This is a genomic window from Arthrobacter sp. B055-34, assembly GCF_059090425.1.
Map to the genome: position 1 here is coordinate 208246 of NZ_JBNHFQ010000008.1, position 11744 is coordinate 219989.

Consider the following 11744-nt stretch of genomic DNA (forward strand, 5'->3'; position numbering starts at 1 on the left):
CGGCACTGACAGGATGCATCCGGTAAGCGGTTATGCGGCTACAAAAGTGCCGACCGTCATGAGCACCACGGCCTCGTTCGCGCAGCCGATGGTCTCCTGCGGCGCGGTCAGCCAGGCGGTGTCGTTCGGCGGGTACACGCGCACCCCGGCCACGTCCGCCTGGTTGCATTCGGGACCGTAGTTGCCCGCGTTGGTCTGCTGCAGCTGGGCAACGGCGGATTCGCCCGGCGCCAGCGTTACGGTCACGGCTTCCGCTGCCGGATCCCGGTCCGCCGGCGCGCCGACCTGGTTGCCGGCGGCGTCCACGTAGGACACCCCGGGGTAGCCGCGGACGGTGCAGTCCTCGGAGTCGATGTTGGTGACCACCAGGCTGCGGTAGACGCTGCCGGCCGCGCCGGCCCCCGGCTCGGTCTTGATGGCGGCCTCCAACTGGTCCGCCTTGCACTCGCCCGTTTCAGCGGTGCCCTGGGCCGGCGCGTCCGTCTCTTCGGCGGCCGGGGCGGAGGTTTCTGCTTCCTCCGCAGGCGTGCTTTCGGTGGCGGCGGAGCCGGACCCCGACGCCGAACCGGAGGCCTGCTCCGAGGCCTCGGGGGCGGCAGGAGACGTTGCGGGAACACTGCCGGCGGGCTCCTGCGATTCCGGTTGGCCGCACCCGGCCAGCAGTACAGCACAACCCATCAGAACTGCCGCTGCTGCACCGGGCAGCTTGTTACGTTTCACCATGACACCAGCGTACGGCCAGCCGGCCCGGAGTCAACGAAACCCGGCCGCCAAGGACCGGGTTTCGCCGACTTTTTGCGGAGCGTTCTTTACTTCTTCACTCCGCGGGTGCGAACCAGCGCCGCGACGCCCGCGAGCAGGCCCATCAGCCCGGCCCCGAGGCCGACCCAGCCGGCCGTGGCCGCACCGCCGTCGTTGGTTCCACCGGCACCGGCCGCGGAGGTGTTCGACGCCTGCTCCGTGTCGGCGGAGCCCGCGGCCGTGCCGTGGCCCTGGCCCGCCGCCTCGGCCGCGGTTACCGCGAACGACGGCGCGGGGGATTCCAGGTCGTGGGAGTCCTGGCCCGCTTCGGCGACCTGCGCCCAGTCCGTGGACCCCTCGGTGCAGGTCTGCAGTACGGGGAAGGCCAGCGTTTCGCCCTCGGCCGCCGGCAGCTGGACCTGGATCTGGAAGGCATCGCGGACGCCGTCGGCCAGCGGCTCCTTCGCGGTGTAGACGATCTCGCTCACGCGCTTGGTGATGGTGGTCCCGTTCTCGAGCTTCTTGGGCGTCTCCAACGTCTCCTCGACCTTCTCGACGTCCCAGCCCGGATGCGCCGTAGGCGTGGCGTCGTCGATCTGCTCCGGCAGGCTGATGGCAATTTCGGTGGTGGGGGCAGCCTCGCAGCCGTGCGAGAAGTCGAAGGTGAGCAGGGACGAGGAGCCGGCAGCCGTGCTGTCCGGGGTGACATGGACGTGGGCCGAGGCCGCGGCGGCACCGAAGCCGAGGAGCCCGATGGTCGCGGCGGCGGCAAGCCCGGCGCGCAGGGTGCGCGCCGTGCGGCGGTTAGTGTTGGCAGCGCCAGCGGTGCGGGCAGGGTTCGTGGTCTGGGTGGTCATGGCTATTCCCTTTCAGGGTGCGCCAAGCAGGGCGCGTGAGCTGGATGGCCTGCGGGCGATGGCCGGGGTGTTGCCCGGAACGCTGCAAGCCGGATGGCTTAGTGAAAGGAAAGCGCCGGTGGCCCGCGCAGCGGCTCCAGCTTCAGCTGGCACAGGGTCCGCGGGCGCAGCAACGTACCGGGTGCCGGCGCGCTCTGGGCGGGACGAATGGGAAGAACGACGGCGGAGGGCAGCTTGGCGAGCGGCCGAAGCCAGGCGGCAAGCGCCCAGACGGCCTCTTCGCCCCGGACCAGGAGCAGCCCGGTCAGCGCGGCGGCGAGCACGTGGGCGACCACCATGGCAGCACCATGCTCGGCCGGTCCGTGCACAGCAACACCAGCGGCACCGGCCACGCATTCCAGCGACCCGGCCCCCGCATAGGCGTGGTGGCCCGCTTCGGTGCACACCGCCGTCGTACTGAGAGCGGTGAAGGCCTGGTGCAGGGCCAGTTGGCTGCCCGCGAGGATGGCGGCCATCGTGGTGGGGCCGAGTTTGCGGCCGGCGAGCAAGGTCACCGGAAGCAGCGTCAGCGCACTCAGGCCAATAACGACGCCGGAGGCCGGCATAGTGCCACCGCCGGCCACGTGCGCGGCGGCGGCGAGGCACAACACGGTGGCGCTCACGGCGGCGGCGCGGAGCAGGCGGACGGGAGCCGCGGAATGCATGGCCGCCTCCCTTCCTGCCGTTCTTCTACAGTCTGTAAAAGTCTAGCCGCCAGGGACCCGCGCGCCTCAAATCATGCATCCGGCACAGCCCCTGTTGCCTCACTCGTGATGGTAGGGTCGGCCGCTTGCAATTTCCTGAGCCCGGTAGAGCTGTTCGATCAGGATCAGCCGGACCAGCTGGTGCGGGAACACCAGCTTGGACAGGGACCAGACGAAATCGGCGCGCTGGTGGATGCTCTGGTCCACGCCATAGGCGCCGCCGATGATCAACGTGATGTTGCGCGAGGTATCCAGCGGCGCCTGCAGCGTGCGGGCCAGCGTGGGCGAGTCGATATTCTTGCCGCGTTCGTCCAGCAGGATGACAAAGTCGTTGGCGTACTTGCCGCCCAGCTTGCCCAGCAGCTGCTCGGATTCCTCCTTGCGGGCAGCGTCGTGCTCGCGGGCGGAATGCGGGATGGGCAGCCAGGTGACATCGAAGGGCTTCTTCATCCGCTTCTCGTAGCGGTCGATCCCCTCGGCCACCCAGGGCTCGTGCTTGCGGCCGACGGTCAGAATGCGAAGTGCCATTGGACTATCTTGTCATCCGGCTGCCGCCCGGCGGGCCAGGAGCCCCGCCGGTCCAACAGAGTTACCGCTAGCCTCCGGCGCGCTCATGGTTGTCGGAGGCCGCCAGCAGATCCGTGCTGGTTCCGGTAGCCCCCGCCTTGGATGTCTTTTCGGCCGTCATGTTGCGGGCGACGTCGGTCAGGTCCACGCCGGTCATCGTCTTGAGCATGGACAGCGTTTCCACCAGGTTGGTGGAGATGTTCTGGCTGAGCTTGCTTTCGCCGTCGTTGGAGATGACGTTCAGCTCCGAGATGTTGGCGTACGGTGCCGCCAGCTCGTGCGCGATCAGGGGGAGCGTGTCCAGCATCCGGTCCAGCACGGCGGCGTCGTTGAACTGCTTGTAGGCCTCGGCCTTGGCCAGCGTGGATGCGGCCTCTGCTTCACCCTGCGCGCGGATGGCGGCGGCCTTGGCGGCACCTTCAAGCTCCACTGCCTTGGCTTCGTTTTCACGGCGGGCCAGTTCGGCTTCGGCGGCCAGCATGGACTGGGTCTTGGCGGCCTCGGCGATCTGCACCTGGCGGTAACGTTCCGCATCGGCCGGCCGGCGCACTTCGGTGTCCAACTGCTTGGCCTTCAGTTCCGCCTGGCGGACAGCAACCAGTTCTTCCTGCTCCAGGATCCGCTGGCGCTGCGCGGCTTCGGCCAGCGGGCCGGCGGCGTTGGCAGCGGCCAGCCGGGCATCGGTCTCTTCCTTGATTTCGGCCTGCTTCAGGGCCAGCGTGCGCTGGGCGATGGCAACCTTCTCATCGGCCAGGGCCTGTGCCTCGGAGGCCTCGCGCGTGGCCTGCGCCTCGGCGATGGCGGCGAGCTTGGCCACCTCGGCGGCCTGCGGGCGGCCCATGTTGTTGATGTAGTCGCCTTCATCATCCACAGCCGAGATCTGGAAGGTGTCGATGACCAAGCCCTGGTTGTTCATGGAGTGTTCGGCCTCTTCGGAGACCGAGGCGGCGAAGGACGCGCGGTCCTGGATGATCTGCTCCACCGTCAGCGTTCCGACGACGGCGCGCAGCGAGCCCGCCAGGATTTCCTGCGTGTAGTGGTCGATCTGGTCCTGCTGGTTGAGGAAACGCTGCGCGGCCCGGCGGATGGAGATATCGTCTCCGCCGACCTTGACCTGCGCCACGCCGGTGAGCTGGAGCTGGATGCCGTTCTTCGAGATGCCGTCGATCTCCACCCGGATCTGGCGCGAGGCCAGCGACATGGTGTAAGCCCGCTGGATGAATGGGTACACAATGACGCGTCCGCCGGAGACCACCCGCTGGTCATCCTGGCCGCCCCGGCCGGTGATGATCAGCGCCTCGGAAGGACCGGCGACGCGGTAGGCCCGCATGAAACTGAAAATAATGATGAGAACGACGACGACGAGAACGGCTGGCAGAACTAACTCCACGGCGGACTGCTTTCTTTGCGAGACTGGGCAGGACAGACAACCGCCGTTGTCTGGTGCGTCACTTCGGCGGCCCCACTTCGATCCTAGGCCATGGGCTGGTGGAAGCTTTCACCAGCTGTGGAGGACCGCATCAGCCTCCGCAAAGGCGAGCAGCGCCGCGCTAAGGTGAGCCTCGCCGTCGTCGTTCGTTGCGGGGTTTGGCGCTTATGCCTTCGGCTCGGGGAACTTGCGCACGGTGAGGATCTGCGCGGCTTTGCCCACAAGGCCCCGCTCGTCGTAAAGGTCCGTGGCGGTCATGCCAACGCCGGACGCGCCGAAGTGCACGCGGGTGTCCATGCCGGTCCAGTCGCCCTCGGGCTGGCGGAACAGGTGCACGGTGAGGTCCAGGTTGGGGAACATGTACTCCCGCGGGCTTTGCCGGACCGCAATCCCGTTGGCCGTATCAACATGGCCCATGAAGCGGGCGATGGGCTCGGACTCCTCGCCGTCCACAATTGCGTATGGCGTGCGTATCCACGCGGCGCCGCTGCCGGGGCGGTACCGCTCCGCGACACGGAATTCGGTGGACGCGATGAAGCCGCCGTCCCAGACTGACTCCATTTCATAGGGCGCGCATTCGGCGGGCGGCTTGAGCTGGCCGCCATCGCCGCCGGCCACTTCACTGGTGTCACCGGTGAGCAGGCGCCAGACCAGGGCGCGGATGGCCGGGCGGCCGTTGCCGCTCAGCGTCGCCTCGATCAGTTCGATGGTGCGGCCGGGTCGGACTACCTCGGTTGTCACCTCGATTTCGCCGCCCGGGATGACGCCGAGGATCTCGAACGTGACCTGGCTCAGGGCGACTTCCGGCCGCGGATGGTTCTGCTGGACCGCGTGGATCAGCAAGCCCGAAGCGCTGGCCATGTGCTGCTCGTGCGCATTCCAGGCACCCTGCGAGTGCAGCGTCGAGTGGAAGCGGGTGTCGTCCAGCCGGATGTAGTAGGCGTCCGGGAGCGTTTCGCCCGCGGCACCAATATGTTCCGTGGCGGTGGTGGTGAGGGAGTCGGCCATGGTCCAACTTTAGTGATCGCCGCCGAGGATGTGGAATCGCTCAGACCGCAGCGGGATCCGGCCGGCCTGCGCCGGGACGGGCCGGGAAAAAACAATAGCCCCGCAACCGTGGTGGTTGCGGGGCTATCAGTGGCGGTGACGGTGGGATTTGAACCCACGTTGGCTTTTACACCAAACAACATTTCGAGTGTTGCACCTTCGGCCGCTCGGACACGTCACCAGACGCGTCAACTTTACCGGTAGTTGGGCTGTGGCCCAAAACGGCGCATCAGCGGCTCGTCCGCGGCCCGGCGCGGGCTCTAAATGTCTCCCAAGCGCGGCTACATCTCGACGACGTCGTTCTTACCGACGTCGGGCTGTTCACCGGTGACCATTCCCTTGGCGAGCTTGAACAGGGTGGCAACCTTGGGGGAGTCGGCTGTCCAGTATTCGGCGGTGTCCGCCGCCACCCGGATCAGGGCGACAGCTGGATCATCCTTCCCGTTCTCGAACCATGGCTCGACGGCGGCGCTCCACAGATCATCGATCTTCGGCCTGTTGTGCACAATGTCCGCGGTACCGGAGATGGAGAGATAGCCGCCGCCGGCGTGGACCGAGACGTTGACCTGCTGGTTGGCGCGGATTTCGTCGGCCTTGGGGGAGGGGTCCTGGGTGAAGAACCAAAGGAGGCCGTCGAACTCGACTGCCTGCAGGGCCAGCGGGCGGCTGACCAGCTGGTTTTCGGCGTTCACCGTTGTCAGTACCGCGATGTCGGCATCCTTGAGGATCTTGGCTACTTCCTGGTGTCCGTTTTCTTGGTGAGTCATCGCTATCCTTTCGGGTTCCGGAAATGCCAAGCCTACTTGCTATCGGCGCGATGGCTAGTCGCGGTGGGCTTCGAAGAATTCCCGCAGCAGGTTCCCGCACTCATCGGCGCGGACCTCGGGATGGACCTCCACCCAATGGTTGAGCCGGCGCTCGCGGAGGATATCGAACACGCTGCCGGCGGCCCCGGCCTTCTCATCCCACGCACCGAAAACCACCGTGGGAACCCGGGCAAGAACCACCGCGCCGGCACACATGGCGCACGGCTCCAGCGTGACCACCAGGGTGCAGCCCTCCAGTCGCCAGGAGTCCAGCTTCCGCGCCGCCTCGCGGATCGCAACCATTTCTGCATGCGCGGTGGGGTCGTGGTGGGCTTCGCGTTCATTCCGGCCTGAACCGATGACCGTGCCGTCCGGACCGATAACGACGGCGCCGATCGGCACGTCCGCGGTGATGAGGGCAAGGCGCGCCTGCTCCAGGGCAAGGTCCATCCACTCGCTGTGCAGCGGATTGGCAGGCATCATATGCTCAATTGTTGCCGCGGGCACTGCTCCGGACAACTTCGGTACGGCCGCAGACACCCTCGGACTAATCAGGGGGTGTTTGTGCTGCCTATCCGCGTGACTGTAACTTTGACGCATGCGCGTACTCGAAGTGGACCACCCTCTTGTTGCCCACAAACTCACCGTTCTCCGCGACAAGACCACGCCGTCGCCCGTTTTCCGCCAGTTGACCGAAGAGCTGGTGACCCTGCTGGCGTATGAGGCCACGCGCGACGTGCGCACGCAACCGGTGGAAATCGAGACGCCCGTGACCAGGACCGTCGGGACGGCCTTCACCAAGCCCACCCCGCTGGTGGTGCCCATTCTCCGCGCGGGACTCGGCATGCTCGAGGGCATGACCAAGCTGGTTCCCACCGCAGAGGTCGGTTTCCTCGGAATGGCGCGCAACGAGGAGACTCTCGAAGCCATCACCTATGCCGAGCGTCTGCCGGCTGATCTGACCGGCCGCCAGGTCTTCGTGCTGGATCCGATGCTGGCCACCGGCGGCACCCTGCGCGAGGCGATCAAGTTCCTGTTCGCCCGGGGCGCCGCCGACGTGACCTGCATTTGCCTGCTCGGCGCCCCCGAAGGGCTCAAGATGCTCGAGGCCGAACTTGGCGATGCCGAAAACGTGACCATCGTGCTGGCTTCGGTGGACGATCGGCTGGATGAACACGCTTATATCGTTCCGGGTCTCGGCGACGCTGGAGACCGGCTGTACGGCATCGCCGGCTGACCTAAACCTGAGAAGCACCTCCAGCCGGTTGTGCTACAGACCTTCACTATGGACCCCAGCAGTCCAAATAGTGGGACACTTGCATCTTTGCGGGTAACTATGATCGTTCAAACTGCATATACATACCGTTAACGTGCATGAATATGCCCTGACTCCTCGCCATCATCGCGATAAGGGTCCTTATAAATATTCAGGACTCTGAATGTGAGTTGGAACACAAAAGGGCCAGAAATCTCACGATGCGAGACGAATCAGCTTTTGTTACTTGCACGTACCGTTTATTACGGACAAAATCAGAGACGTGAACAACATTTCAACAGCATCTGCAGCCGCAGCAATCCTCACCGGATCCCATTCCGGATGGACCTTGTGCTGTTGTCGAATGCAGGCCTAACTCACCACCCAAGAGTTATTCAGGCAATTCATCTGTCCGATGGCGGGCAAACAGCATCCCGTGCGGGCATACCCATGCATTCGCGCCGCGATGACGGCCATTCACATATGAGGTTTTAGAACATGTCAGTTTCATCCGGATACGTCCACATCTCCGTCCGCAACGCCCAGAACCGGGCCGCTGCAGCCCAGCGCCAGGGCTTCAACCGCCCGCAGTACGGCGCGCCCCAGGCCAATCCCGCTCAGCAGTACCGTGTGCTCCGCGCCGTTCCCGGGCAGTTCGACGGCGATGCCGCCAACCCGACCACCGCCCCCACGCCGGTGATTACGCCCAATGGGGAACCAGGCCCGCAGGCAGTGTCAGCTGACAATGTCGCCCGCGGGTTTGTTTTGTATGTAGGCCTGGACGAGTCCGCCGCCGCGGCAGCCGGTACATCGCTGACACAGCTTGCTTCCCAGATCCGCTCCTATGTCCAGACCCTGGTTCCCGGAGCGCAGAGCCACGCCGCCGTCGCACTGGCTCCTGCCGACGCACAGGGCGAGAATATCGACGTCGTCCGCCAGGCCCTTGGCGATCCGACCGTCAGCCGCCGTCCGCGGACCGAGGTCCAGCAGCGCACGGTGCACACGGCGCAGCAGTCGAGCCGTCCCAGCGGCGTGCTGATCGACCTGTCCCGCCGCGAGGTCCACCTGGACGGCGAAACCCTGAACCTAACGTTCAAGGAGTTCGAGCTGCTCAACTACCTGGTGGAAAATGCCACCCGGACCGTGGGCCGCGATGAACTGCTCTCCGGTCTGTGGAAGAACGCCGAAGAGGTGCCGAACGAGCGCACTATCGACGTGCACATCCGCCGCCTGCGTTCCAAGCTCGGGCGCCTGGCCAACACCGTGCGCACCGTTCGCGGCCAGGGCTACCGCTTCTACGAGCACCCCGAGGTTGTCGTCTGGGCCGCACCGGAGTATTCCATCTAAGTCCTGCTTGTGGCCCGAGGGCGTCTCCGCAAGGAGGCGCCCTCGCCGTTTTAAGCAGCCAAAGCGCTTGAAGCTCGCCAGGCGCCGGTGCCGTTTAGAGGCCGTATTCCTCGAGCAGCCGGAGCCAGACTTCGCTGATGGTGGGGTAGGCCGGAACGGCATGCCAGAGACGGTCCAACGGAACCTGGCCGACGACGGCGATGGTCGCCGCGTGCAGCAGCTCGCTGACATCGGGGCCGGCAAAGGTGGCGCCGAGAATTACTTCCCGGTCCTCGTCCACCACCAGCTGCGCCCAGCCGTCATAGCCGTCCGCGTGCAGCGCCGAACCGGCGACGGCGATCGGCAGTTCAACGCCTCTGGCATTGGCGCCGCCCTCCCGTGCCTGCTCAAGGGTCCGCCCCACCATCGCCACTTCCGGATCGGTGAAGACCACTGACGGTACCGCAGCCTCATCGGCGGTGGCGGCGAAGCGGCTCCATGGTTCCGGCGTCCCGCCGTCCAAGTCGCCCGCGGCCCTTGCCGCGATTGCCTCTCCGGCGGCGCGGGCCTCGTACTTTCCCTGGTGGGTCAGCAACGCTTTTCCCGCGGCGTCGCCGACAGCGTAAAGCCAGCCACCCTCCACACCTGCCACCTGACCACTGGAATCGGTCTCCAGGTCCTCGGGAACAACGCCGATGGCTTCCAGGCCCAGGTCGACCAGGGCCGGATGGCGCCCGGTGGAAACCAGCAGCTTGGCGCCGCTGACATTCGAAGGCGCGGCGCCGCCGTCGTTATCTGTTGGTATCAACGTCAAGTGGATACCCGATTCATCCTGCGCAGCCTTCTGCGTGGTGGTGTGCAGCCGGACATCGATGCCGTCCTCGCACAGGCCGGCTTCCACCAGGCGGCGTGCCGGTTCCGAGTAATTGGCCAGCAGGTCACCGCGGGCAACCAGCGTGACGGCTGATCCCAGCCGCGCATATGCCTGCGCCAACTCCGCCCCGGACACCCCGCCGCCGAGCACCAGCAGGTTTTGCGGGATCTCCTGCGAGGCAGTGGCTTCGCGCGTGCCCCAGAAGTCCACGCTGTCCAGACCCTCGATCGGCGGAACGGTGGGCACTGAGCCGGTGGCCAGTACGACGGCGTGGCCCGCCTCGATGGAGGTGGTTGTACCGTCCTCCGCAGCCAGTTCCACCGTGCGCTCACCGGTTAGCCGGGCCGTGCCGCGGAGCAGTTCGATGCCAGCGCCGTGCACCCACTCCACCTGTGACTTGTCGTCCCAGTGCGAAGTAAAACCGTCCCGGCGCTGGAGCACCGCATCCACATCCAGCGACCCGGTTACCGCCTGTTTGGCGCCGTCTATGCTGCGCGCGGCATTGACCGCGGTGCCGGGACGCAAGAGTGCCTTCGAAGGCATACAAGCCCAACAAGAACATTCACCGCCCACCAGCGCCTTTTCGATCAGGACGGTCTTCAAGCCGCCGCGCGCCGTGCGTTCGGCCACGTTCTCGCCAACGGCACCCGCCCCAATGACTATTACGTCCACCTTTATCATTTGATCCGCCATGTGCCGAGCCTTCCAGTTGCTCCGTCCCGGCACAAGGGGTCGGACGGCGCCGCCGCTAGACTCGGAGGATGAGCGAGCACCACATCAAGAAGCTGCTGATCCTGCGCCATGCGAAGGCCGCTTGGCCCTTGGGCGTGGACGACCACGAGCGGCCGCTGGCCCAGCGCGGACACAACGAGGCGCCGCTGATCGGCCGGTGGATGGTGGAGCAGGGCCACATTCCCGACTTCATTTTGTGCTCGTCCGCGCTTCGCACCCGGCAGACCTGCACCTGGATCTGCAACGAACTCGGCGACAAAGCGCCCACCCCGATGCTCTCCGACGGAATTTACGAAGCCTCGGCCACGCAGGTACTCAGCGAGATCAACCAGCTCCCCGATACCATCACGAGCCTGCTGGTGATCAGCCACATGCCCGCGGTACAGAACCTGGCCATGCGGCTCGCATCCGTCGAGTCGGACGAGGAGTCGGTGATGGACATGGCCACGCACTACCCGACGTCCGGCCTGACGGTGTTCGAACACGAAAAGAGCTGGGCCGAGCTCGATGGCCGGGACGCCAAGCTGACGCGTTTCGTCGTTCGCCGCTAAACGGCAATCCCAGCATCACCTCGCCCTGGTCAGCCAACGCAAGCTCGCCACGTGCCGGAATGTTTCCAGTGTTTTCCACCGCATGGTGTGCGCGTGGTCACAAACTGTCAGAGGCGGTTCGTAGGGTGGGGGTATGGAAGATTTCCAGTTTGATTTCATACCGGCGGCGGAGCCGGACCGGGAGCGCGGTTTGCGGGCGCTCGGTTTGGCGGGCAGTTCGCTGCTGGAAATCATGCTGCACAAACTCCTGCTTGACGCCTGGGCGGAGGAGAACCTGGCCTTCGGCGGCCGGCACTCGGAGCCCTTCGATGAAGCGGCCGAGGAAGCGGCCGGGACCCTGGCGACGGCTGCGGTGTTGCCGGAGGCGCCGGGCCTGCCGGAGGGCTGGGAGAACCTGGCGCCGGCGGCGCTGGCCGCGGTTTTGGAGCGGATTGATCCGGATGGCCTGGATGATGTCGGGACCATTGATTACCTGCAGGCGTCCGCGAAGGCGGTGGCGTGGCTGCAGGCCGGCCGGGTGAAGGCGTTGAGCCGGTTCACCGAGCTGCGCCCGGCCGAAGGCGCCGAGATGGGCAACGCGCACGGGTTCTCTTCCTGCGCGGCGACGGAGATCGCCGCGGCCCTGGCCCAGCCCCGCGGGGCTGCGCAGAAGGACCTCACCGAGGCCGCGCAGCTGTGCGAGCATTTGCCGGCCACGGTGGAGGCGATGGCCGCCGGGCACCTGGACCTGCCGCGGGCCACCGCGATCGCCCGCGGCTCCGCCGACCTGCCCGAAGAACTCTTGCCCGCGTTCGAGGCCGGGGTCCTGCCCCAAGC

The 11744-nt window shown here is 66.2% G+C and carries 13 protein-coding genes and 1 tRNA gene; 4 read left to right on the forward strand and 10 right to left on the reverse strand.

Features of this window, described 5'->3' with window-relative positions:
* Window positions 1–30: 30 nt before the first annotated feature.
* The 9 genes from AC5RWO_RS16295 to tadA form a co-directional block, all read right to left on the reverse strand.
* Entirely contained in the window at window positions 31–723 is a 693-nt protein-coding gene (locus tag AC5RWO_RS16295; RefSeq protein ID WP_498732582.1) for a DUF4232 domain-containing protein, read from the reverse strand.
* Between the two features lie 86 nt (window positions 724–809).
* Complete coding sequence (locus AC5RWO_RS16300; RefSeq protein ID WP_498732583.1) at window positions 810–1598, reverse strand: YcnI family copper-binding membrane protein; 789 nt, start codon at window positions 1596–1598, stop codon at window positions 810–812.
* A 98-nt stretch (window positions 1599–1696) separates the two neighbouring features.
* On the reverse strand, window positions 1697–2302 hold the full coding sequence (locus tag AC5RWO_RS16305; protein ID WP_498732584.1) for a hypothetical protein: 606 nt from the start codon (window positions 2300–2302) through the stop codon (window positions 1697–1699).
* A gap of 99 nt (window positions 2303–2401) precedes the next feature.
* Window positions 2402–2869, reverse strand: coding sequence for a 23S rRNA (pseudouridine(1915)-N(3))-methyltransferase RlmH (locus AC5RWO_RS16310; RefSeq protein ID WP_498732585.1), 468 nt, complete (start codon window positions 2867–2869; stop codon window positions 2402–2404).
* Window positions 2870–2936: 67 nt separating this feature from the next.
* On the reverse strand, window positions 2937–4298 hold the full coding sequence (locus AC5RWO_RS16315) for a flotillin family protein (protein ID WP_498732586.1): 1362 nt from the start codon (window positions 4296–4298) through the stop codon (window positions 2937–2939).
* 204 nt (window positions 4299–4502) lie between these two features.
* Entirely contained in the window at window positions 4503–5345 is an 843-nt protein-coding gene (locus AC5RWO_RS16320) for a thioesterase family protein (RefSeq protein ID WP_498732587.1), read from the reverse strand.
* 130 nt (window positions 5346–5475) lie between these two features.
* Window positions 5476–5565, reverse strand: a tRNA-Ser gene (locus AC5RWO_RS16325).
* A 100-nt stretch (window positions 5566–5665) separates the two neighbouring features.
* A complete protein-coding gene (locus tag AC5RWO_RS16330) occupies window positions 5666–6151 on the reverse strand; it encodes a pyridoxamine 5'-phosphate oxidase family protein (protein ID WP_208575589.1) in 486 nt (161 codons plus the stop codon).
* A 54-nt stretch (window positions 6152–6205) separates the two neighbouring features.
* Entirely contained in the window at window positions 6206–6673 is a 468-nt protein-coding gene (gene tadA / locus AC5RWO_RS16335; RefSeq protein WP_498732588.1) for a tRNA adenosine(34) deaminase TadA, read from the reverse strand.
* Window positions 6674–6788: 115 nt separating this feature from the next.
* On the opposite strand from tadA, the gene upp reads away from it, so the two are divergent.
* Together upp and AC5RWO_RS16345 are read left to right on the forward strand one after the other, a co-directional pair.
* The gene (gene upp, locus AC5RWO_RS16340; protein ID WP_074699834.1) at window positions 6789–7427 is read left to right on the forward strand and encodes a uracil phosphoribosyltransferase; all 639 of its coding nucleotides are present in this window, start codon (window positions 6789–6791) and stop codon (window positions 7425–7427) included.
* 516 nt (window positions 7428–7943) lie between these two features.
* Window positions 7944–8792, forward strand: a complete 849-nt coding sequence (locus AC5RWO_RS16345; RefSeq protein ID WP_074699833.1) for a winged helix-turn-helix domain-containing protein — start codon at window positions 7944–7946, stop codon at window positions 8790–8792.
* Window positions 8793–8886: 94 nt separating this feature from the next.
* On the opposite strand, the gene AC5RWO_RS16350 is transcribed toward AC5RWO_RS16345, so the two are convergent.
* Window positions 8887–10338, reverse strand: a complete 1452-nt coding sequence (locus AC5RWO_RS16350; protein ID WP_498732589.1) for a dihydrolipoyl dehydrogenase family protein — start codon at window positions 10336–10338, stop codon at window positions 8887–8889.
* Window positions 10339–10406: 68 nt separating this feature from the next.
* Between AC5RWO_RS16350 and AC5RWO_RS16355 the strand changes: the two genes are divergently transcribed.
* Together AC5RWO_RS16355 and AC5RWO_RS16360 are read left to right on the forward strand one after the other, a co-directional pair.
* Entirely contained in the window at window positions 10407–10928 is a 522-nt protein-coding gene (locus AC5RWO_RS16355) for a SixA phosphatase family protein (protein ID WP_139004201.1), read from the forward strand.
* A gap of 133 nt (window positions 10929–11061) precedes the next feature.
* A partial coding sequence (locus AC5RWO_RS16360) for a DUF222 domain-containing protein (RefSeq protein ID WP_498732590.1) occupies window positions 11062–11744 on the forward strand: 683 nt, incomplete at its 3' end.

Coding starts and splice junctions, on each gene's coding strand:
- AC5RWO_RS16295 (WP_498732582.1), bottom strand. CDS start 723: ATGGTGAAACGTAACAAGCTGCCCGGTGCAGCAGCGGCAGTTCTGATG.
- AC5RWO_RS16300 (WP_498732583.1), bottom strand. CDS start 1,598: ATGACCACCCAGACCACGAACCCTGCCCGCACCGCTGGCGCTGCCAAC.
- AC5RWO_RS16305 (WP_498732584.1), bottom strand. CDS start 2,302: ATGCATTCCGCGGCTCCCGTCCGCCTGCTCCGCGCCGCCGCCGTGAGC.
- AC5RWO_RS16310 (WP_498732585.1), bottom strand. CDS start 2,869: ATGGCACTTCGCATTCTGACCGTCGGCCGCAAGCACGAGCCCTGGGTG.
- AC5RWO_RS16320 (WP_498732587.1), bottom strand. CDS start 5,345: ATGGCCGACTCCCTCACCACCACCGCCACGGAACATATTGGTGCCGCG.
- AC5RWO_RS16330 (WP_208575589.1), bottom strand. CDS start 6,151: ATGACTCACCAAGAAAACGGACACCAGGAAGTAGCCAAGATCCTCAAG.
- tadA (WP_498732588.1), bottom strand. CDS start 6,673: ATGATGCCTGCCAATCCGCTGCACAGCGAGTGGATGGACCTTGCCCTG.
- upp (WP_074699834.1), top strand. CDS start 6,789: ATGCGCGTACTCGAAGTGGACCACCCTCTTGTTGCCCACAAACTCACC.
- AC5RWO_RS16345 (WP_074699833.1), top strand. CDS start 7,944: ATGTCAGTTTCATCCGGATACGTCCACATCTCCGTCCGCAACGCCCAG.
- AC5RWO_RS16350 (WP_498732589.1), bottom strand. CDS start 10,338: ATGGCGGATCAAATGATAAAGGTGGACGTAATAGTCATTGGGGCGGGT.
- AC5RWO_RS16355 (WP_139004201.1), top strand. CDS start 10,407: ATGAGCGAGCACCACATCAAGAAGCTGCTGATCCTGCGCCATGCGAAG.